This is a genomic window from Neptunomonas japonica DSM 18939 (assembly GCF_000422765.1).
Taxonomy (GTDB): Bacteria; Pseudomonadota; Gammaproteobacteria; order Pseudomonadales; family Balneatricaceae; genus Neptunomonas; species Neptunomonas japonica.
This window is the reverse complement of the sequence record NZ_AUGR01000013.1, coordinates 1-23,497: the sequence shown is the minus strand read 5'-3', so window position 1 is coordinate 23,497 and position 23,497 is coordinate 1. Positions and strand designations below refer to the sequence as shown.

The window sequence follows — 23,497 nt, the reverse complement described above, 5'->3', positions numbered from 1 at the left end:
CCTTTGATTCACACCATTATCTGAATCAAAGTATACGTATGCTCTTAATGTATCAGAGTAAATATTGATACTGCATTGTTTATACACGTCAAGGGAACTGATCAGTGGTAGAAAAACTGTCTTATAAATCTCATTGGTTAGGAAAGTACTTCGGTAATCGATTTGAAGAAATACGCCTAGAAGACACAGGCGTCATATTGATCAGTACCGATCAAAAGCAAACCGTACTTGACTGGAAAGACGTAAGCAGTGCCTGCAAACTATCCCCGAGTCTATTTTTTGACAAGGTTGGATTTGAATGGAGTGGAAAGGCAATCTCTGTCGGATGGCTAAATCAATCCGACGCATTAACTTTGTCGACGTTATTTACTGAAAAATATTACACTTATCATTCCGCCCAAGCTGCGAAGGCACTCGCCAAAATATCTAGCCATCTTCAAAAAATAGGCTACCTAAGAAGTAGTCACTGTATCACTATTAGTCGATTCATCACTAAGGCGTTGGGGACGATACAAATGCCCTCTGACGAGGTAATTCTGCCTAGCGCTATCAAAGAGATTTTTTATGAACTTACGCGTTGGGCTGAACTAGATACCTCTATGATTCAGGGAATGAGGTCGAAGTATGTCTTTGAGCAGAAACATTGCTATCAAAAACTATTCGACAATATTGAATCAAATCCGTTAACAGAGCGGCAACGTGAAGCCTGTATCATCGATGAAGACAACAACCTTGTTTTAGCAGGCGCAGGGACAGGCAAAACAAGCACGATGGTCGGTAGAGTTGCTTACTTATTAGAGAGTAAGCAGGCGCTTGGGCAAGAAATATTGATGTTAGCTTTTGGTAATAAAGCTGCCCAGGAAATGCGTGACCGTGTCACTGAGAAGCTGGGGACTACCGCAGTAAGTGCATGGACATTTCATATATTAGGTCAAAAGATAATTTCCAGTGTAGAAGGTGAGAAACCGTCTATTTCGCCTTTAGCTACGGATGAAAAACTTCTGAATAGCCATGTAAACCAATGGTTTTCAGATTTACTGGAAGTGCCAGGATACAAAGAAATAACTCTTAAATATTTTGAAAACTACCTTTTTCCTGAGGCCAACCCCTTCGACTTTAAAAACCAGGGTGAGTACTACGAATACATCCGAGAAAATGAAATAAGAACGCTAAAAGGCGAAAATGTTAAGAGCTTTGAAGAGTGTCTCATTGCCAATTGGTTGTTTGCGATGGGGATTGAGTACAAATACGAGCCATCTTATCTTGAAAGTAACACCAGAACGCCTGACTTCAGGCAGTATCAACCTGATTTTTATCTAACAGAGTTTGGTATTTATATTGAGCACTTCGGTATAGATAGAAATGGAAACACGGCTCCATATATAGATAAAGAAAGCTATAACGCAGGAATACAGTGGAAACGACAACTGCATAGCGAACACTCAACCCGTCTCGTTGAGACTTACCACTATGAACAACGCGAAAGGTGTTTGTTATCTAGCCTAGAATCAAAGTTAGCGAGCGCGGGTGTTCAGTTCAAGCCTTTACCCGCTGATGCTGTTTTACATACATTGCGTGAGTTCGGGGCAATCACTCATTTTTCCGTTCTGCTATCCAGTCTTTTAAAACGATATCGCGCAAATTGTTATGCTCCAGGTGAGTTAGAGCGGTTAGAGGGCTATTCAGAAAGAGCAGGCCAGTTGAAAGCAGCCATGGATTTACTAAGGCCAATTATTGAGCGTTATGAAGCCTTACTGAAGTCAAATAACGAAATCGATTTTGAGGATATGATTGCTAAGGCCATTGGATATATTGACGATGGGTCATTCAATTCATCATGGTCTTATATTTTGGTTGATGAGTTTCAGGATATTTCCGAACCTCGTGCACGATTGGTCAAAGCATTAAGAGACTCCAGAAAGAACTCTTCCATCTTCTGTGTAGGAGATGATTGGCAAGCCATTTATCGTTTTACTGGCAGTGATGTAGGCCTTACAACAGGCTTTGAGTCATTGTTTGGTCCTACACAAATAACATCATTAGATAAAACATTCAGATTTAACAACAGCATTAATGATGTGGCTTCGCAGTTTGTCATGAAGAACCCATCGCAGGTAAAGAAACGAATCACGACACATACATTTGTGCAGGAGCCTGCTGTTTCTTTGGTCATGAAGCCTATTTCAAATAAAGAAGTATTCAAGCACACTTTAGAAATACTTCAGAAACTAGCAGTAATATCTAAGCAAGGTGATACTGTATACCTGTTGGCTAGATATCACTTCAGGCTTTTAGAATCTAACGAACTGGCGCAGTTAAAGCGTTCAGTTCCTACGCTTAAAATCGAACAACATTCATTCCACGCGTCAAAAGGAAAGGAAGCTGATTACGTCGTCATCCTGGGATTAGATAACAGTAAAAATGGATTTCCTTCACGTAAAATTACAGATCCGCTATTAGATTTGTTGTTACCTAAAGCCGAACCATATCCAGATGCCGAAGAAAGGCGTTTGTTCTATGTAGCAATGACGCGTGCTAAGCATCGATGCTACCTGCTCACAGACATAAACAAAAAGTCCGACTTCGTAAAAGAGCTGTTAAAAGATAACTACGATATTGAACTCAATGAATTCGACACTGAAGTATCTCAGTTAGCGGTTTCCGAATATGAATGTCCATCTTGTGTATCAGGAATACTGGTGAAGAAAAAAGGACAGTATGGTTCATTTTTAGCGTGCACCAATTACCCTCTTTGTGCTCATAAAGAAAGCACTTGCCCACAGTGTAACAGCAACATGAAGCAGTCAGGTAGATATAGAGTCTGTTCAAGTGATAATTGTGACGGGTGGATACCAACATGTCCTGAATGTCATGGTGATTTAAAGAGTCGGGACGGGCGTTATGGTAAATTCTGGGGATGTAGCAGCTATAGATCTAAAGGCCCTAGCTGTGGCCACAAAGAAAAGATTATTTCTTCCCCCTCAAAGTTAAGGAGTTAAGGAGTTAAGGAGTTAAGGAGTTAAGGAGTTAAGAAACCGCAGCCTAAGCTTAAATGGCACATAGTCAGGCGACTCGTTGAATTATTACCAAACCCTCATGGAAGAATTCTCTTACAGGCCTACCAAGAGTGTTGTAATAAATTACGTTGACCAATAACTTATATATTCTGGAAATATATTTGAATATACCTCTGCCCTATTCAACAGAAAATATTAATGGCCGAATCTGAAAATTTAGTATTTCCAAAGAATTAAAAAACAAAATTAACTTTGTAACTACTACAATAATTTCCAGCAGATTCGTCTGCAAAGTTACTACCAAATTCTCAACTTCAAAAATTAGCTAGGAAGCGACAAGTGAAATCTCATTCCTAGCTAATTTATAAGTCCATACTCATCGATAAGCTCTTTATCTACTAATTTAAAATTATCAAGTTTTAGATTCTTCCAATGAGATTCGGAAATATGCTCCATGAGGATAACCTGAATACCGCCTTTTTCTTTCATGCTCTCTACAAATATATTTAACTCTTGAAGAGCTAGGTCAAGGCTGGATATGTCATCAGGGATTTCAAGTGTATAAGGTGTACTAACTTGATCAAAAACTAAAAAATGAGGCATCCAAGAAACTTTCTTCTCACGTGCGACTTCATGTAATGCCATGAAGTAAGATAAATGTATATATAAATAATTAGAAGCACTACCAATATCAATCATCTTCTCTACTGAGAGCCCATTATCAAGGATCAGGTTTATAGCTTTTTCACTCTCTAAGAAAACGGCCTGACTTGCTTCATAACCTTTTAGTTTTAGTCGGCTTAAGTGCTCATTGACTTTGTCGTTGAGCCTTCCTATCGCAAACTCTCGTTTCGACTCTATGTCTTGAACAACACCATCTAGTTGAGCAATTTTAGCATCTATTTCAGACAGCTTATCGGTATAATCTAGTGGGGTAGCCTTATCCGAATAAAGCTCAACTTTAACTTCTAGCTTACCTTGGTAACGATATATTTCTTTAGGTGAAGATAAACGTGCAGATAACCCTCTAAGCTCTCTGAGCTTAATGGAAAGGTCATTGAGTTCTGCTTTCAGAGTCTTAGTTTGATCAGAAATATCAACATACAATAAAGAATCGTAACGTTTCTTCCAACTTTCCTTCGCTAAAGCTAATTCATTCTCTAATGCTTGTAGAACTTCACTAGTTTTAGTCCCTGGCAAAATTTCTCTATACTTATCAACTAGGTATGACACAGGGCGAATTGAATCATCACTTTCTTTGAGAACAGATTGATATTTTTTATAGCCCTCATTAAAATTTTTGAATCGTCGTAGCTTTCTGGTGATTTCAAACTCCCTTGATTCAAGCGCTTTGACTTTCTCACCTATATTATCAAATTGATCAATTGGAGAGTTCGCAATTCTTCCTAAAGCTTCTAACGTTAACAGGATATCATTATTAGTTTTTTCTAAAAGCCCCAAAGAAATAGCTTCTTCTTCAAGAAGAAAAACATCTTCTTCAAACTCTAGCCGTTTCTTTCCGATAACCTCTGAACGACGCTTCATGCTTAGGTGCTCCAATCTCAACTTAGCGAGCCTTTCGCTTACAATTGCACCTTTAACGTCAACGATGCCCAAAGCCATTCTAAACGTACGTTCAATTCTCTCAGTAACTTTTAGATCACTAGGCTTATTATATAAATAATCTGGAGCAACTATGGCGTTTTGGTCTTGATAGCAGAAGCTTAAAAAATGCCTGAAAGAAACTCTTGAACCAGCCGCTATAGTTTTACCACCATACGGAATTCTAAGGTCACTATCTAAACCAAATTCCTTATCTAAAACCTTTTTTAAGCTCGCGACCTTCAGATTCTGTATAGGGAAGTCAGGAATTTCACCGTTATCAGAAAAATAAACTGTATCCATCTCTCCAACATGATAAGCAGTGCGAGCAATAGTAACTAGGCCTTTACTAGTATATAACCTTAGTCCGTACCAACTGGATTTATCATCAATATTTGCCTTTGATATTCCATTTGCTGTAGACGAGAGCAAACAGTAATCAATGATATGAAGAATAGATGATTTTCCCTTTCCAGATCCCCCAGTGATGACGTTTACAGAGTTACGTTTTAACTCCAAGTTTCGAAGAACACCACTTTTCTGCCAAATCAATATATTTTTAATCTGCACAGTCATACTTCTATCCTCAATAACGCATAAAGTGATACTGGTGGTTCGGATAACATCTTTGAAACATTTTCAGAAGCTAGGAGAATGTCATTAACTTTGCGCCCAGCCTCCCCTTTTTCTATAGAAGGTGGCACCACTTCAATCAAATAACGGCCTTCCAAGTCGAATAACTTAAGCTCTAAACCCATTGCGATAGCATTTGTACTAACTATCAATGAGTCAATAAATTTCTCATTAAATCCAATAAAGTAGTCATTCCGTGCTGTCACTATTTCTTGAGCAGATAGAACATTTGTAGTTTTACGCTTGAGATACCCGCGTATTTTTTTGTCAAACAGAAGAGGGGCTATTATGTAAGAATTTGCAATATTAAGGCGTGGTTTTACTGCCAAGACAGACTGTATTGCGATCAAACCTAGTGCTTCATTATTCAGAATCCCGATCATTTTTTATTTCCATATATATATTCCCAGTCTTTCCTCCATCCGATACGGCACATATCGGACAATTCAACTCCTTTTCCTACTACCATTGCTCGAGACAGTGACGAATTTGCAACAACTACAGGTGTATCTCCAATACTACGAAAGCACCTTCTTGCAACGCGATTATGTTCCTTAGTGCCATCTATTCCACCTTGGTCATACAGTGTGTCATGCAAAGATTTCCACCCATAAAAAACCTCTTCATTAATAGATTCATTCTCAGACTCACTAAACTGACCGTCAATAATTAGTTTTTGTATATACATATTGGTCGCAGCATATTCAATTGCGTGTTCAGTTATATCTTCTAGCGAAATATCAATATCAGAAAGCTGTTTTGCAAACAAACCATCTTTGGGATCAATGTTATTTACATTTTTGAATTGATGATATCGACTAAAATCTATCTTTCTATCTTGCGATATTTGTATGATTCGATCAAATTGAAATAGTTTTCTGAATGTAGCGTAGTCTATTGAAACTTTCTTATTAGATTTTATTAATTTATATTTTTGCTCTTTAAAGGCACCAATGAGGAGATATACGACATTTAATGTCTGATCCTTCCTAATAGAAAAGAACTGTATTTTCTGGGCCAAACGAGAAATAATATCCTCAGTCGAGAAAATAATATTAATCTTACTGAATAAATTTTTCTTGCTTATTTCATTCAAACCATCAATATAATCTACATATTTTTTTATTGGATTTTCTGCCTCACCAGCCTTCTTTTCATTCTCCTTCAGGTTAATACCTGCTTTAGTTTCAGAAATAAACCTAACTAAATCAGGTATATTCGGCTGCTTAGCATCCAATATTTGAATAATCCCACTCTGTTTTGTTTTCTTTTTGTTAGTAAAGAAGATAAATTCAATACCACTTGGACCGAGCTCCTCTAAAGCCTTACTCCAGTTATGTAGTGTTTTCCAAAGATCTATATCTCTGTTTGTAAGAGTACTACCACCATTAACGGAATGCTTTACTTGAATAAGGGCATTGCCACCACAAACTCTTTCATGATGAACATCATCAAACACTTCAAGACCAACTGTTTCACCTGGTTTCAGATCGATTAGGTACTCGAGACAAACAAAGTCTTGGTAGTCAAACCCTAGCTGTGTTTTGTCGGCCGCAACTTTCTCAAAAAATCCCTTTGACATACGAGTCTCAATTACCTTCTCTATTAAAGCATACGGTCTGGATGTCCTTGTAAAAGAGCCTTAACATCCAAATCCGTGGTGTTGTTATATGCCCCTTTCCTTCGTATTATAATAAAGGTTCAGATCATCAGAGAAGAGGCTTTCCTGATATAATCTTCTATTAAAATTTCGCCTTGTTTTTCTCCAACACTTTAAAATACATTCTCTAATACTCAAACTGTTATTTGGAGGGCCTGTCCAAAACCCTTACACCGACCCCACTAGTCTCTTATAGTAAGAGTAAGCCGCCTGTAAGGGCTTAATTGCAAATAAATACATTGACCCAACGAAAACATTAGGAATGTTACTCCGCAAGTTAATATCCATGAACTCCAATAATCGCATAGGTTTTTCCAGCCCTAGTTATGCGGGTTACTATACCATTTCTAGAGTCTTCTAAAATTTTCCGTGCTTCGCGCTTAGCTCTAGATCTTGCAACAACAGGCTTCACCAAATGAGGCTTAACAAGTGCATTAAAACCATTTATTGAGCACAGTTTTCGAAATTCTATATCTAGACCTGCGTCTAGAAAACTTTCGTACCTTCCTTGAGACATCCAACTTATTGTTTCTAGAATTTCATTGTATTGCTTTGCAAGAATGGTTATAGATGCATTTAGACCATAAATAGGCTTTGAGTAATCGGGTGACCCGTTTGGTTTATTGCTGTAAAATTTCCAAACGGGTTCGTGGTGTGACATACGATTGCGGAGATCCTTGATCCACCCTAGCCTTTCTGAAACTTTATCAAGACTTACCTTTCCTGGACAGTTGGGAAAAACAGAAGTAAGTAAGTTTGGCCAAAGAAGATTTTTATTTGTTACATCTTCGTAGTCTTTATGAATAAATGCCAACCAATAACCAAAAGTAGGTCTACTTAGAACATCATCATGAAAAACTGGTACTCGACCTTCCTTTGTTAGATCATTAATAGCCTTCTTAATTGCAGCTTCCTGATACCCTTGTTTTTTCCTGTTTCCATCTGGTTTAAGCCATTTTGTCTTGCTATAAGCGCTCATGTTCTTTATTTTCTTGTCCTGAACTTTGATCGCTATATGTTCAAACCACCAATCATTTCCTTTATATGTACCTGCCCCATTGCTTTTTACTGATTCGTTAAGGGCGTTTCTTAGAGTAATCTCCAAGGCCTGCATAGCAGGATAGAGAGCTGCACACAATCGTTTGTTCCAGTAGTATGCTTTCAGCTGTTTATCAGCAGTGGATAAAGATAGTATTCTTTCATAGGTTCTTAACCTAGAATTAGAAATAAACGTTTCCATTATGTCGACAGTCCATGTAATACAATATACCGTGATAATATCCTATATAACTCCTTAAATTAACTACCTAAGAAGTATCATGCGCTGCCTTTACTATCTTGACAACCGCTAAGTATTACTAGATACTAATCAGCATATACACGTTTTGCGTTCCCTCCCAATTGGTTACATTTATTGGTGATAAACATGACGTAATAGTTTCAGGAAGCCACCTTCGGGTGGCTTTTCTCGTTCTTAAGCAGATATTTTTTTCTGTTGTAGATAATAAGCTATTTTCAACCAATCTAGCCTAGGCATGTCTTGACAACCACTAACACCTACTAGATAATTACCTCATATACACGTTTTGCGTTCCCTCCCAGTTGGCTACATTTATTGGTGATAAACAAGACGTAATAGTTTCAGGAAGCCACCTTCGGGTGGCTTTTCTCGTTTTAGAACAAGTGATTTTTCGTTCTGCTAGGAGTGAAATCCTAATCAGCTAGACTAAATGTCAAAAAGACGGTCTTATTCATAAGTCATCTAGCAAACTCTGACTATTATTATCCAAGTAGACAGCATATGGGATGCCATCTTTTTTTGAAATCAACGTGCTTAGCAACTTAATAACTTCTAAAGCTGAGTTTTCGCCTACCTATTGGTTCTGCCGCATGTTCGATACAACCTACATGGGTGGATCATTGGTACTAAATTTGGCTGCAAGTAGCAAAAAAGAAAACATACGCCCTTCATCCCAACAAACACCAAAACTTAAAAGAAATATAGATATTTGAAAGAAACATCCCGTGAATAAATAGAGCACAATAAGGGGTAAGGTATAGTTACTCAGAATTGACCTTAAAATCTTTCATTTCAAAGCTGCTTTCGTTGCTCATTTTAGCCAAGAACTAACTATTGTTTACCCTTTCAACCTCATAGGCAGAAGGATTACTTCCCCCACAGAGAAGTTTAAATATGAAGTAAAAGGCTCCATTCATTGTGAGCATCTCACACTCTCCCCTGCATAATAGATATTGCCTGTCCTTCAAAGCAAGTCTGCTTGTAGTGGCATAGTGAATTTGGCCACCTGATTAGAGGTGATATCATCACCTCTTGATAATACAGGTAAGCAAAATGACTACCCGAAGTAAACGTAATTTCTCACCTGAGTTTCGACTCGAATGTGCTCAGCTCATTGTTGATCAAGGCTACTCCGTACGAGAAGCCGCTGAGGCAATGAACGTAGGGAAATCTACAATCGATAAGTGGGCTAGATTGTTACGCGCAGAACGTGATGGCAAGCCTAGTTCTGGCGTACCACTCACGCCTGATCAACAACGTATTAAAGAGCTGGAGAAGCAACTTAAGCGTGTTGAGATGGAGAAAGAGATACTAAAAAAGGCTACGGCTCTCTTGATGTCAGACTCGGTGAACGGTTTACGTTAATTCATCAATTACAAGAGAGCTTTTCGGTAGCGTTGGCTTGTAGAGTGTTCAATGTTAATCGCAGTAGTTATCGTTACTGGGTTAATCATAAGGATACAATCGATCTAGCGAACGAACAGCTTAAAGTTCAAGTTAATCAAGCGTTTGAACTCAGTAATAGCTCTGCTGGCGCAAGAAGCATTGCGGGAATTTTAACGAATGAAGGCACTAAGCTAAGCCGTTATCGAGCAGCTAAGCTGATGAAAAAGCTGGGATTACACAGTAGTCAGCCGCCACATCCAAGGTATACAAAAGCAACGAAGCCACACAGGGTGATTCCTAATACGTTGAATCGTGAATTCTCACCTACACAGCCCAACCAGATATGGCGCGGTGATGTAACTTACATCTGGGCGGGCCAACACTGGGCTTATCTCGCAGTGGTGATGGATTTATTTAGCCGTAAACCTGTGAGGTGGGCTATCTCTCGATCACCTGATAGTGAGCTGACTGTCAGGGCGTTGAAAATGGCTTACGAGACACGCGGGCAGCCCGCCGATGTTATGTTTCATTCTGACCAGGGGTGTCATTACACCAGTCTTAAATTTAGACAGACATTGTGGCGTTATCGCATAAAGCAAAGCATGAGTCTCCGAGGAAACTGTTGGGATAATGCGCCCATGGAGCGATTTTTTAGAAGCTTAAAAACAGAATGGGTACCCAAGCTAGGTTACCGTTCACTGGCTGAAGCCAAGTGTTCAATAGTTGAATATATCATTGGCTACTACAGCCAGACTAGACCGCATCAATTTAACGGGGGTGTTTCACCTAACGTAGTCGAAGCTCGTTACTGGAATACCTCTCAAAACGTGGCTAGTTTTACTTGACCACTACACAGAGCATCGATTAGCTTTGATAAGCATTCTTTTAATTCAATTTTTCCTCGAAGATCAAACCACTTATTATAGCTTTTACTGTAAGGGTCTAGCAGCTTAATTACATATTCTTTAAAATACCAAGTCTCATCAACACTGAGCATTTTTTTGCTTGCCATATATATTCCTAAGTATGCCAATTTTCGTCACGAAGAGTAGAGAACACGATGGAAGAACTTTAGAACAAAATCATTCTAAATACATATTTTGTAGTTTTTTTAAAATTGCTCATGTTTCACCACTAGCTGTAAACCAACATTTCTTTGAAAAGCCTTAGACAGTGCTTTAACAGCATCTTTTTGATGCCTGGTAATCACTCACCGAGTTTCGCGTTGTTAGTAAAGATTCATACCCATCGCTGGTAAAAAAGCATTTGGCGTTACAACGGGATCACTATATCGATCTCTCACTATTTTCGTGCACCCAACCTACTATAGCTTTTGCTCTACCCCTCTCATTTGAAACCTTTATCGATCATGCAGTGATCAGTACGAATGAGTGGTAATTTTTATAGCTGTGCACAAAACCTATGCACTGTATTATCTTATGAATGTCACGTTCAGTCACTCTTGCTTTAGTGGATATAATTCACCTAAGAAGCTACTTTATATTAGCAGACTTGTAATCGACTCTCAGTCTGGATTTATCCCACCAAACAGTACTTAAGGATTCTCAGGTGGGTACTTGTGAGCACAATCCAAGATAGTCTTTCTCATAATTTGAGTTCGTTGGGGGGTAAACTTGAAGGCACAGGAGTTATGTGTTCTTCAAGGTAGGAAGGACCCATGTTATTCGCGCGTTGTATTCCATGCTTATTTAATTTGTTACGACGTAACACAAATTTTCCGTTAAATTTACTAATAATATGTTACCCAATAACTGGCCTTTGTAGGAATGCTTAACAGATACCGATGTTTTAACTCACCACTATCTCTAATCATGGATAAGCAAACACGAGCTCAAAGTACAGGAGCTTGGGGGGCAGTCGAATACCTAGGTTATTCTGACTTAACAATTCAGCTGATAATCACCAGAAAGACAGCTAGTTCGCGTCAACTCTGCCCTTTTATGAAATAATCAAGTAGAAGTAAGTGCTGATACAAGATTATATGGGTAACCCCTAGCTCAAATACCCTGGGGCCATGAGTGCGTTGGAGACATCATAGAGTGTCTGAGGATTATTAAGTGAAAGCTGGTAATGTTTCCCCTTAAGTGAGGAATCTTTCGAGCAATCTACATTCCATAACCTTAACCAGTAGCCCGCTACCGCAGCCCTTACAGTATGAATTAATAATCCCTCTTCCATTCCATATTCAAGCATAAGCGCTTCAGCATTAGGCAGATTCTCTTTGTTCGGATGTGGAATTAACTCAAGACGTACTTGCCTGTTCCATTGAGTGTCATTTTCAATTGTTTCATGGAGTTGGAGCTTTCCGTTTATTAGCTCTGCACTACTAACTCGCCCTAATACAAAATCCCAATACCTATTATTTGTTCGATCATATGATCGAACATGCCACCTTAATCCGTTATCCACTAATGAGTGAGGAACTATTTCAGCGAACTCTGAAACTCTAGAAGCTGCAACATATACTATTCTTACTGCCGACTTTAATGCTATCGCTCGTGTTATTACAGCAAGCGTCTCAGTATCAGGGAATGAAAGGCGCGGAGGGCTTAGAGCATAGTCTCCAATACCAAGGCCTACTGCCTCGCTCAGTTGTGGATTTCTAAGCTTGGCAAACACTGTTGATGACGTAAGTGGAAATCGAGGGATAAAAGTCTCTGCCTGTAATTCCCATTTTTTGCTGCTTTTATTTAGCGCCATATTCTCTGGGCATAGATCTTTATAATGTCGGAAATCCCTAGTCGCAGCAGCCTCCCCAATCTCGAAGTAATCAATTAAGTCGCTTCTGTTAACCCAGCCCCTAAACTGCAGAAGGAATTCAATATGCTTGAAACGCTCTAGAGTTGCTTTAGGAAAGTTCATAGCACTGCCTTAATTATAATAGTTATGATTATAACAATAGCACTATTTTGACTTATTGACATAATCAATATGATCGGTATAGTATGATTAATATCCACTAAAAGTTTGGCGGATATTGTTAAATCTTAACGATAAAGAGGTATTAAACAATGGCTACAAATGCACCTTATGGTGATGGACATAGACAAGGAGCCGTTCGCAAGCGCTCTCAATTCCAAACACCTGCAGGAAATTGGGCAAAGAGGGATTCAGATACAGGGAGAATTATGGATGTAAAACAGGATGGGAAGCCGTATAAGGGAGTACGCAAAGAAAAATAGACATTGACTCCACATCAATGCCTATTCATCAGTTCGACAAGTAATAAGCTCTAAAGAAGCTTGCTACTGGTATTATGTAAGGAGGTCTCATACCAACTCATTTAATACTCATGCCTACGTAACAGTATGAAGACTAGATGGAAGCGTCGAATATTTCAAGAGATTCCTTCTCAACTTTTAGTTAAGAGGTCTCATTATGGTTAAACCGAAGATTGTCCATGTGTGTGGTTACTTGCGTTTTCGCTTAGGTCGCTGGGAAGAAGTAGGTACACATTTTCGTTCTATGCCAGACTAACTAACAAAAGAGATCTTAAGGAAAAGATCTCTTTTTATTTATAAAAGCTCAACAGATGCTAGTATCTATTAGTGCATAACTTTAAGATAATCTCGGCAATGACTGGCTGCTACAATGGCCACACATGAGCCAATCTAAGCTTAACATCATCAAACTTTTGCGAGGATTGTATTAGAGCCCCGATCAACCATTTTGCTTTTTTTTGTTTCTTGGCTAATCTTAAGATTGTTTCGCTGGACTACTTATTAAGCGAAGCAATCGTTTCATAAACTCTAATTCTTTACAGAAATCCTATTATTTTTGAATGATTTTGAAACAAATATAATTACTAACAATATGAAAGAGGTGTAAGAGATTGAATATTAAGGATTTTAATTCAAAAACAACACAATGAAACATTTTTTTACTGCTTTAATATGAAGAACCATCCGAGTTTTATATTCTTTGTAACTTAAGTTCTGGTATTACACACAATATGACCCCATTAATAAACTGGTTAAGCTCAGAACCGCTATATGCGGCCATCTTTACTTTTACTTTCTCTCTATTAGTAGGCAGCTTTCTTAATGTCGTTATTTACCGCATTCCGGTAATGATGGAGCGTGAGTGGCAAGAAAGCATACGAGAAGGCAGTGACGAAGAATCTGAACACAAAACTGATACATTTAATTTATCGAAACCCGATTCAACCTGCCCTTCTTGCCAGCATAAAATCCGCTGGTATGAAAACATTCCTGTTGTTAGCTATATCGTACTACGTGGAAAGTGTTCTTCATGCAAAAACCACATACCTCTACGCTACCCTTTAATTGAGTTATTAACTGCAATGTTAAGCGTTGTTGCCATGTATCAATTCGGCTTCAATGCTTACGGACTGGCAGCGGTATTTTTCACATGGTGTTTAATTTCACTCACATTTATTGATGTTGACCATCAACTCCTCCCAGATAGAATCACATTGCCATTGCTATGGTTAGGCCTGTTGATTAATACACAAAATAGCTTTGCATCTTTGGAAGCGGCTGTATGGGGAGCCACACTTGGGTACCTATCTCTTTGGTCAGTCTACTGGGCATTCAAATTGCTGACTGGCAAAGAAGGCATGGGGTATGGGGACTTCAAATTATTAGCGGCTTTAGGCGCATGGTGTGGCGCGGCAGCACTTCCGTTAATAATTTTACTCTCTTCCGTGGCCGGTGTTATTCTTGCAGTTATGCTGATGTCATTTAAACGACACGAAGCCCAAAACCCGCTTCCTTTTGGGCCCTATCTTGCTATTGCCGGCTGGGTAGCACTACTTTGGGGTGATCAGATAACCGCGGCTTATCTTTTAATGTTATAAATAGTGCCTATATAGTAAACAGTTTTAGTTCTAAAAATATTTTCCCAAGGTTCATTAGGTCCTTATTATGTTAGTGGTTGGTTTAACTGGCGGTATTGGTAGCGGAAAAAGTGCAGCATCTTCGCAGTTCGAACTATTGGGAAGACCTATAATTGATGCTGATATTGTAGCCCGTGAAGTGGTGGAGCCGGGCGAGGCAGCACTAACAAAAATAGTTGAACAATTTGGTTCACACATGCTGTCAGAGAACGGAAAATTAGATCGAGCCAGCTTAAGGGAAACTGTTTTTTCTGATATTAAATCACGAGAGTGGCTTGAGCAGTTGCTGCATCCCATCATTCGTAACCGAATTATGGAAAAGATAGAGAGCTATCAAGGAACTGCACCTTTTGTCATTTTAGCTTCTCCTCTCTTGCTTGAAACAGATCAACATAAAATGGTTGATCATATTATTGTTATTGATGTCCCTGAAAGCTTACAAGTTGAGCGGGTTATATCGCGTGATCAAAACAATAAAGAGCAGGTACAACGTATTATGAAAGCACAGCTAAGTCGCGAGGCTAGGCTCGAGCTTGCTGATACTGTAGTAGATAACAGCACCAATCTAGGCAATCTAATAAACCAAATAAAGCTACTCGACATAAAATTACGTGAGTTAGCAGTAAACGAGTACCGCACATGAAAAAGATAAAATGCCCTCAATGTTCCGGCCCATCAATATGGGATGAAACTAATAGTTCGCGCCCTTTTTGTAGTGATCGTTGTAAGCTTATTGATTTAGGTGCATGGGCAAGTGAGGAATACCAACTACCGGTGTCACCATCTGTCGATGACTATGATGACCAGCCCAGTAGCGACAGCCACAACTTTACGAGCACCATGCATTAATAGCAGCGATACCTTGAGCACCAATACTCTTAGCTTGTATTAAATCGTTCTGATTCATGCCTCCCAATAAAAACACCGGTAAAGCTGCATGAGCAATGATGCTTGAGGCGGCTTCCCAGCCTAATGCAGGTGTATCAGGATGACTTTTAGTTGGATTGATCGGCGACAAGGTCGCATAGTCACACTGCATTAATTGCGCTTTATTAAGCTCTTCTTGCGTATGGCAGGAAGCCCCTAAAAAGCGCCCAGAAAACTCTTCTCGACCAGACATTTCCATCAAGCGCTGAGAAGTCAAATGCAAGGCGTCTGCTTTTAAGCTATTGGCAAGTCCTACCGAACAGCTCAGCATCAAACGCTTACTATTTAACGGGGAAACTTCACGCATACCCCTTACCCATTGAACATATTCCTCTTCAGATAGTTGCTTTTGCCGAAGCATAAACCAACTTAAAGAGAAATTATTTATCGCACCTTCAGTCCCAGAAATACACTCGGACAAAGAATTATAAACCTTCGTAATTAAAAGCTTATCAGGTAGTAAAACAGCATTGAGAATAGGCTTGTTTGCCGCAGGAAAAGGATAACTATCAAGCTCATTGAGCGGTACCCAACGGACTTCCTGACCTTCCTTCCCCCATGCCTCGCCAGAAAATCCAGTGACACGAAATACATCTAGAAAAACAGACTTGTCTGAATAGTGATAAGGGATCTGTATTAGAGGCTCAACCTGATTAACCTTAATACCAATCTCTTCATCTAGCTCTCTTGCCAGCGCTACTTCGGAAGACTCTCCCTGTTCAACTTTACCGCCTGGAAATTCCCACAAACCACCCTGATGTTTATCATCAGGGCGTTTTGCCAGAAAAATATTACCTTCGCCATCGTCAATGACAGCAGCGGCAACATGTATCATTTTTTTCTCTGAATGAAGCATCAGCTGCGATAGTCAGCATTAATGGTGACATAGTCATGAGAAAGATCAGTGGTCCATACCGTTTCATTGATAGGTCCACGATTTAAAACAATCTTAATCAGTATGTTCTCCTGACTCATAACCCTTTTACCCGCTTCTTCCGTATAGCTATCAGCACGACCGCCATTCTCAACAATACATACTTCATCTAGGTAGATCTGTAGGTCATTCAATTGTAAATTTTCTACACCTGCACGACCTACTGCAGCTAAGATACGCCCCCAGTTTGGATCACTTGCAAAAAGTGCAGTCTTTACTAGTGGCGAGTGTGCAACAGTATAAGCGGTCGCTAACGCCTCCTCCTGAGTGGCGGCTTGCTCCACACGAATAGTTACTAACTTAGTAGCCCCTTCTCCATCTCTCACGATGGCTAGCGATAGCTCCAACATAACTTGGTGAAGTGCATCTTTAAAGAGGCGATAAAGCGCTTCATTTTCTTGCGTAAGAACAGCGCCAGATTGCCCAGTCGCTATCAACATACATGAGTCATTTGTTGAAGTATCACCATCAACCGTTATACGATTAAACGTTAAATCTGCGGCTTCAACAAGTAAGGACTGCAATAACTCAGTACTAATAGCAGCATCTGTTGCAACAAAACCTAACATAGTAGCCATGTTAGGCATAATCATACCGGAGCCTTTAGAAATACCCGTAATGGTTATCGTCTGGCCATCATGTATGAACTGAACACAGGCTCCTTTAGGACGTGTATCAGTGGTTAAAATGCCTTCAGCAGCTTCTGCCCAATGACTCTCATCTAGATTATCCAAAGCAGCAGGGAAAACATTAATGATCTTATCAACAGGAAGTGGCTCACCAATAACACCTGTCGAAAAAGGCATGATATCCGCTTGCTTCACATGGGCGGCATCAGCTAAAGCACTACAGCATGCATAAGCATCTTTTAAGCCTTTTTCACCAGTGCCAGCATTTGCATTGCCCGTGTTAATTAATAGAAAGCGGTTTTTACCTTGATTTAAATGCTCCTTAGAAACAATAACCGGAGCGGCACAGAAAGCATTTTTAGTAAAAACCCCAGCCAGGGTAGACTTTTTAGCCATTTCGATAACGACTACATCTTTACGTCCTGCTGTCTTAACACCTGCAGATGCCACACCTAAACGCACACCGTTCACCGGGTGTAGTACTGGTAATGTAGCGGGTCCGATTGCCATTTTCTTATCCTCTCTCAACATAAAGAAAGCAGCCAAGGCTGCTTTCTTTTATAATATATTATTAAAAAGTTTACTTAACCGTCTTAATTTAATTGTCCGTGACACTGCTTGTATTTTTTCCCCGAGCCACATGGGCATGGTTCATTCCGGCCAACTTTACGCTCGTCTCGTACAAATGTTTCAGGTAATTCAGGCGCTTCATTTTTGCTTGTGTCTTCAGCCGAATCTTCAGCAAAACCAGAATTACTTTGATGCTCAAAATTCATTTGCTGCTGTGCTAATTGCTCACGACGCTGTTGCTCAATCACTTCAACCTCTTCAGGCATTTGCACTTTCACGTGGCTGAGAATTTTTACTACATCACGCTTAATGTTTTCTAAAAGCTCTTGGAACAATGAGAACGACTCACGTTTATATTCCTGCTTAGGGTTTTTCTGAGCGTAACCACGCAAATGAATACCTTGGCGCAGATGATCCATTGTTTGTAGGTGCTCTTTCCATAGGGTATCCAGCACTTGAAGCATGACCTGCTTCTCAAATAAGCGGATACTTTCATCGCCAGCAATGGCTTCTTTCGCATCATATGCGCCAGTAATTTCTGCTTGAATTTTATCTCTTAACGTTTCTTCGTGTAGAGAACTATCTTCATCAAGCCACTGCTTAACAGGCATATTTAATGAAAACTCAGCTTCTAGCGCTCGCTCTAAGCCTGCAACATCCCACTGCTCAGCGAGGCTTTGGGGAGGAATGTAGTTACTAATAGAATTATCAACAACTTCTTCACGAATCGCTTTCATCGTGTCTGAAATATCATCTGAAGCCATTAATTCATTTCGCTGATTGTAAATAACTGTACGCTGATCGTTCGCTACATCATCATATTCCAACAAAGACTTACGAATATCAAAGTTACGACCTTCTACTTTACGCTGCGCTTTCTCAATCGCATTTGAAACCATTTTATGTTCAATGGCTTCACCCTTCTCCATACCCAAGGCCTGCATAAAACCACGCACACGGTCGGATGCAAAGATACGCATTAAGTCATCTTCTAATGACAGGAAGAAACGGGAAGAACCTGGGTCACCCTGTCGACCAGAACGTCCACGTAACTGATTATCGATACGGCGCGACTCATGGCGCTCTGTACCAATAATGTGTAAACCACCTGCAGCAAGTACTTGCTCGTGACGCTTTCCCCAATCAGCTTTAGCTAATTCAATATCAGATTCCGTTGGATCAACCAAGTTCTCTAGCTCTAGCTCTAACTTACCGCCAAGCTTAATATCAGTACCACGCCCAGCCATGTTAGTCGCAATAGTAACTGCGCCCGGGCTTCCTGCTTCAGCAATAATGGTCGCTTCGCGCTCATGATTCTTAGCGTTAAGTACGTTGTGCTCGACCTTGGCTTTATTCAGATAACTAGAGATTAATTCAGATGATTCAACAGATGCAGTTCCTACCAATACAGGTTGTCCGCGCTCACGACAATCAGCTATCTCTTTAACGATTGCATCATATTTTTCTTCCATCGTTAGAAAAATAATATCGTTAGAATCTTTTCGGGCTACCTCTCTGTTCGTCGGTATTACAAGAACATCCAACCCATAGATTTGATTCAACTCAAATGCTTCAGTATCTGCGGTACCCGTCATACCCGCTAACTTACCGTAAAGACGGAAGTAGTTCTGGAACGTCGTCGATGCTAGAGTCTGGCTTTCTAATTGAATAGAAACGCCCTCTTTAGCCTCAACGGCTTGGTGAAGACCTTCTGACCAGCGACGCCCAGGCATAATACGGCCCGTATGTTCATCAACAATAACAACCTGATCATCTTGAACAATATAATCTTTATCGCGGATGAAGAGATTGTGTGCACGAAGGGCCGCTAATACATGATGCAAACGGTTAAGGTTATGAGGTGCGTAAAGGCTTTCACCTTCTTCCAGAATCCCTTCTTTAGTCAGTAGCTCTTCTATAACCTGATGACCCGCCTCCGTTAGCTCAACCGTGCGGTTCTTTTCATCAACAACAAAGTGCTCATTAATTTCTTGCTCCGTATCTTTAGGATCTATCTCACCATCAAAGCGTAACAAGTTAGGGATGAGCAGATTTACCTTATGGTACATCGCAGAGCTGTCTTCAGCTGGACCTGAGATAATTAAAGGGGTACGCGCCTCATCAATAAGGATGGAATCAACTTCATCCACTACCGCGTAATGAAACTCTCTCTGCACTTTCTCTGCAAGGCTAAAGGCCATGTTATCGCGCAGATAATCAAAGCCAAATTCATTGTTAGTTCCATAAGTGATATCCGCTGCGTAGGCAGCACGCTTTACATCCGGATCTTGGCGGGATAAAACAACACCGACGCTTAACCCCAATGCTTCGTATAAAGGGCGCATCCATTCCGCATCACGGCTTGCTAGATAATCATTCACCGTAACAAGGTGAACCCCCTTCCCTTCAAGTGCATTCAAATAAACGGCTAGCGTTGCTACAAGCGTTTTACCCTCACCTGTTCGCATCTCAGCTACGTTACCTTCATGCAGCGTGATACCACCGATCAACTGTACATCAAAATGGCGCAGCTCCATTGAGCGCTTAGACGCTTCACGTACCAGTGCAAATGCTTCAGGAAGAATAGCCTCCAAAGAAGTACCATTCGCTACTTGCTGCTTAAAATCTTCAGTTTTGGCAATTATTTCAGAATCTGATAATTTTTCGATCTCTTCTTCAAACGCATTGATCAGCTTAACTAGCTTCCCCATACGTTTTAACTCTCGATCGTTCTTATTACCAAAGACTTTTTTAAACAATGAGGTAAACATATATTGATTATCTTTCCGTGAGTCCCAGAAGCCGAAAGCAACTGCACTTTTATGATTAAGGTAAATAACAAAGTGAATGTCTTTTCTATTAGGGTTGATTTATAAATTTCAACCACTTAACTCACAATCTTATAACTCAGATCGCTTTATATTAAAAAGCCGGGCAAAGCCCGGCATTCTAATGTTCTAATAATCTAATCTGCCAAAACTGGCTTTTGATAAGAGATTGGAGCAGTCTGCTCATGGTCTTCAAAAGTAACCACTTCCCAAGCATCTTTAGTTTCTAATAACTTATTTAATAGTAAGTTATTCAAAGAATGCCCTGACTTGAAACCAATAAACTCACCTATTAAACTTTTTCCTAACAGGTAAAGATCACCAACGGCATCAAGTACTTTATGCTTTACAAACTCATCGTCGTAACGTAAACCATCATCATTTAAAATACGATAGTCATCCACAACGATAGCATTCTCTAAACTGCCGCCTAGAGCTAGGTTTTGTGAACGCAGGTATTCAAAATCACGCATAAAACCGAAAGTTCTTGCACGACTCACTTCTTTTACAAACGAGGTACTAGAAAAATCCAATGTCGTTTCTTTATTACGGCCTTCAAAAGCGGGGTGTTCAAACTCAATACAAAAACCCACTTTAAAACCTTCAAAAGGACGGAATGTCGCAGACTTACCATCAGCACTAACCGTTATCTCTTTTTTAATGCGAATAAACTGTTTAGGCGCATCTTGCTCATCAATACCCGCTGACTGAATCAAGAACACAAACGGTGCTGCACTACCGTCCATGATAGGCACCTCTTCAGAGCTCAATTCAATAACAACGTTATCAATACCCAAACCTGCCAAAGCAGATAATAGATGCTCTACAGTAGCTACACGCACACCGTCTTTACCCAAATTAGTTGACAGTGTGGTATCAACAACGTTTTCGGTGCAAGCAGCAATATCAATGACTGGCTCTATATCAGTACGACGGAAAACAATACCCGTATTTACGGCGGCTGGCAGGAGAGTCAGATACACTTTTTGTCCGGTGTGCAGACCAATTCCGGTAGCCTTAATACTGTTCTTCAGTGTTCGTTGTCTGATCATGCGTCCGCCAATATTTTAATTGTCTCAATAACCCAAAATGGTAACAAAATAGCGTCAAATCGGCAACACAAGCCGTTAACGCAAAACCATCTTAATCCGCTTGTCGACGAATATAAGTTGGGATATCTAACATCTCAACATCTTGCTGCTTATCCGACTTCAACTCTTGGCCTGATGAGGGCTCAAGTAATGCTTCCTGCTTCTGTCGTCGTAACACCGTTGGCAACTCAATTTGGTTAAAATTAACTGAGCCATCGTTACGCTGATGCGTTGGCGTTACAACCTTGATCGGCTCTGCACGCTTATCAAAACCTGTTGCAACGACTGTTACTTTAATGTCATCAGTCATTTCAGGATCTATAACGGTGCCGACAACAATTGTTGCATCGTCAGAGGCATATTCTTCGACAATGTTACCAACTTCAGTAAACTCACCCAGACTCAAATCCAAGCCTGCTGTAATGTTAACTAAAATACCGCTCGCACCTTTTAGGTCGACATCTTCCAAAAGTGGGCTATTAATCGCTGCTTCAGCAGCAACCGTCGCACGGTCTTCACCTTTCGCTGACCCAGTACCCATCATCGCCATGCCCATTTTGGACATTACTGTACGCACGTCTGCAAAATCGACGTTAATCATACCAGGACGAGTAATCAAATCAGCGATTCCCTGCACAGCACCGCGTAGAACATCATTGGCTGTGTTAAACGCGTTAATCAGGCTGCAATTACGCCCCAGTACTTTCATTAACTTTTCATTAGGAATGATAATTAAAGAATCTACATTTTCACGTAACTCAGCAATCCCTTCATCGGCCAACTTCATTCGCTTACGGCCTTCAAACGGGAATGGCTTAGTAACAACAGCAACCGTTAGGATACCAAGCTCTTTAGCTACATCAGCAACAATAGGAGCTGCACCTGTTCCGGTGCCTCCGCCCATGCCTGCTGTGATAAAGACCATATCAGCACCTTCCAACAGCTCAGCAATATGCTCTCTATCTTCTACTGCAGCCAAGCGCCCTACTTCAGGATCAGCACCCGCGCCCAAGCCTTTTGTTGTTTCACTACCCAGCTGCAACAACCCCTTAGCAGACATCTTAGCTAGCGCTTGAGCATCAGTGTTAACACACATAAACTCAACACCATCAAGCTCAGTCTTAACCATATGCTCAACGGCATTTCCACCACCGCCACCTACACCGATCACTTTGATCACGGCATTCTGTGGATCACTGTCTAATAGCTCAAACATTTCATTCTCCTGTCGGACTCAACGCCTTTACAGCAATCCGACGATACATATTGACCCCATCCCAGGGTATCAAATAAATTAAAAGTTGCCTTTAAACCAGTCTTTAACCCGACTAAACAGCCCAGGGCCTTGCTTTACTGGTTTTAAAATTTCTTGTTTACTTTCTCTTTTCTCACCAGCTAAAACTGCTGATTTGGAAGGCATATGTACTGATGATGCACTTCCTACTTGACCGCCTTGGCTCGCATAGTGCAACAGGCCAATGCCGGTTGCAAAAATAGGGTTTTGTAAAATATCATCCATGCCACGTACACCGTGTGGCATCGCCAAACGTACCGGCATATGGAAAATCTCTTCAGCAAGCTCAACAACGCCTTCCATTTTTGCTGTGCCGCCCGTCAAAACAATGCCCGCGGCCACGAGGTCTTCAAAACCACTGCGGCGCAGTTCGGCCTGTACCAGCGAGATCAGTTCGTCATAACGTGGCTCAACCACTTCCGCCAATGCTTGGCGTGATAGGTCACGAGGAGGACGATCACCGACACTCGGCACTTTAATGGTTTCATCTATGCTGGCTAATTGCGCTAAGGCACAGGCGTATTTCATCTTCAGCTGCTCGGCATGCTGAGTCGGTGTGCGCAACGCCATTGCAATGTCATTGGTGACCTGATCACCCGCAATAGGGATCACACCGGTGTGGCGAATAGAGCCGCCGGTAAAAATAGCAATATCTGTGGTACCGCCACCGATATCCACCATGCAGACACCAAGGTCTTTTTCATCTTCGGTCAATACGGCATAACTAGAGGCCAATTGCTCTAGCAC

18 protein-coding genes are annotated in these 23,497 nt (G+C 40.6%); 6 read left to right on the top strand and 12 right to left on the bottom strand.

All coding sequences use genetic code 11. The annotated features are described in order from the left end of the window. Positions 1-104 precede the first annotated feature (104 nt). Entirely contained in the window at positions 105-2,999 is a 2,895-nt protein-coding gene (locus G511_RS22290; RefSeq protein WP_156905185.1) for a UvrD-helicase domain-containing protein, read from the top strand. A gap of 375 nt (positions 3,000-3,374) precedes the next feature. On the opposite strand, the gene G511_RS0108805 is transcribed toward G511_RS22290, so the two are convergent. The 4 genes from G511_RS0108805 to G511_RS0108790 form a co-directional block, all read right to left on the bottom strand. Next, positions 3,375-5,195, bottom strand: a complete 1,821-nt coding sequence (locus tag G511_RS0108805) for a DUF3732 domain-containing protein (RefSeq protein ID WP_036551735.1) — start codon at positions 5,193-5,195, stop codon at positions 3,375-3,377. Beyond that, entirely contained in the window at positions 5,192-5,635 is a 444-nt protein-coding gene (locus G511_RS0108800; RefSeq protein WP_028469310.1) for a three component ABC system middle component, read from the bottom strand. Before G511_RS0108800 ends, G511_RS0108805 begins: the two co-directional genes overlap by 4 nt. After that, on the bottom strand, positions 5,632-6,834 hold the full coding sequence (locus tag G511_RS0108795) for a hypothetical protein (RefSeq protein WP_028469309.1): 1,203 nt from the start codon (positions 6,832-6,834) through the stop codon (positions 5,632-5,634). The genes G511_RS0108800 and G511_RS0108795 overlap by 4 nt, the downstream gene beginning before the upstream one ends. Positions 6,835-7,189: 355 nt before the next feature. Continuing rightward, on the bottom strand, positions 7,190-8,152 hold the full coding sequence (locus G511_RS0108790) for an Abi family protein (RefSeq protein WP_028469308.1): 963 nt from the start codon (positions 8,150-8,152) through the stop codon (positions 7,190-7,192). A gap of 1,113 nt (positions 8,153-9,265) precedes the next feature. Here G511_RS0108790 and G511_RS0108775 point away from each other — a divergent pair. Next, positions 9,266-10,443, top strand: a protein-coding gene (locus tag G511_RS0108775) for an IS3 family transposase (protein WP_156905184.1) whose coding sequence is annotated in 2 segments (ribosomal slippage) — positions 9,266-9,524 and positions 9,524-10,443 — 1,179 coding nt in all. Because the reading frame shifts where the segments join, the coding sequence is not laid out codon by codon here. On the opposite strand, the gene G511_RS0108770 is transcribed toward G511_RS0108775, so the two are convergent. Then, a complete protein-coding gene (locus G511_RS0108770; protein ID WP_028469304.1) occupies positions 10,419-10,610 on the bottom strand; it encodes a hypothetical protein in 192 nt (63 codons plus the stop codon). The genes G511_RS0108775 and G511_RS0108770 overlap by 25 nt on opposite strands. 1,001 nt (positions 10,611-11,611) lie before the next feature. Continuing rightward, positions 11,612-12,481, bottom strand: a complete 870-nt coding sequence (locus G511_RS0108765) for a BrxR family transcriptional regulator (protein ID WP_028469303.1) — start codon at positions 12,479-12,481, stop codon at positions 11,612-11,614. 149 nt (positions 12,482-12,630) lie between these two features. Here G511_RS0108765 and G511_RS24505 point away from each other — a divergent pair, with 149 nt between their 5' ends. From G511_RS24505 to G511_RS24195, 4 genes are all read left to right on the top strand, one after another. Further along, the gene (locus G511_RS24505) at positions 12,631-12,801 is read left to right on the top strand and encodes a hypothetical protein (protein ID WP_169565744.1); all 171 of its coding nucleotides are present in this window, start codon (positions 12,631-12,633) and stop codon (positions 12,799-12,801) included. Between the two features lie 770 nt (positions 12,802-13,571). After that, positions 13,572-14,438 (top strand): prepilin peptidase, encoded by an 867-nt coding sequence (locus G511_RS0108750; protein WP_028469302.1) that lies wholly within the window; start codon positions 13,572-13,574, stop codon positions 14,436-14,438. A 67-nt stretch (positions 14,439-14,505) separates the two neighbouring features. Beyond that, complete coding sequence (gene coaE, locus G511_RS0108745) at positions 14,506-15,120, top strand: dephospho-CoA kinase (protein WP_028469301.1); 615 nt, start codon at positions 14,506-14,508, stop codon at positions 15,118-15,120. Beyond that, positions 15,117-15,326, top strand: a complete 210-nt coding sequence (locus tag G511_RS24195) for a DNA gyrase inhibitor YacG (RefSeq protein ID WP_084629052.1) — start codon at positions 15,117-15,119, stop codon at positions 15,324-15,326. The genes coaE and G511_RS24195 overlap by 4 nt, the downstream gene beginning before the upstream one ends. Here the strand turns inward: G511_RS24195 and G511_RS0108740 are convergent. The 6 genes from G511_RS0108740 to ftsA form a co-directional block, all read right to left on the bottom strand. Next, positions 15,307-16,239: a Nudix family hydrolase gene (locus G511_RS0108740; RefSeq protein ID WP_245573876.1), complete on the bottom strand. Its 933-nt coding sequence runs from the start codon at positions 16,237-16,239 to the stop codon at positions 15,307-15,309. The genes G511_RS24195 and G511_RS0108740 overlap by 20 nt on opposite strands. 20 nt (positions 16,240-16,259) lie before the next feature. Then, positions 16,260-17,477 (bottom strand): bifunctional glutamate N-acetyltransferase/amino-acid acetyltransferase ArgJ, encoded by a 1,218-nt coding sequence (gene argJ / locus G511_RS0108735; protein ID WP_028469299.1) that lies wholly within the window; start codon positions 17,475-17,477, stop codon positions 16,260-16,262. Positions 17,478-17,560: 83 nt separating this feature from the next. After that, positions 17,561-20,308 carry a preprotein translocase subunit SecA gene (gene secA, locus G511_RS0108730; protein ID WP_028469298.1) on the bottom strand — a complete coding sequence of 916 codons (2,748 nt, stop codon included), beginning with the start codon at positions 20,306-20,308 and terminating at the stop codon, positions 17,561-17,563. 194 nt (positions 20,309-20,502) lie between these two features. Then, on the bottom strand, positions 20,503-21,417 hold the full coding sequence (lpxC, locus tag G511_RS0108725) for a UDP-3-O-acyl-N-acetylglucosamine deacetylase (protein ID WP_028469297.1): 915 nt from the start codon (positions 21,415-21,417) through the stop codon (positions 20,503-20,505). Between the two features lie 91 nt (positions 21,418-21,508). Next, positions 21,509-22,672 carry a cell division protein FtsZ gene (gene ftsZ / locus G511_RS0108720; protein ID WP_028469296.1) on the bottom strand — a complete coding sequence of 388 codons (1,164 nt, stop codon included), beginning with the start codon at positions 22,670-22,672 and terminating at the stop codon, positions 21,509-21,511. 78 nt (positions 22,673-22,750) lie between these two features. Next, positions 22,751-23,497 (bottom strand): cell division protein FtsA (gene ftsA, locus G511_RS22285; protein ID WP_036551732.1); only part of this gene is annotated, 747 nt, incomplete at its 5' end.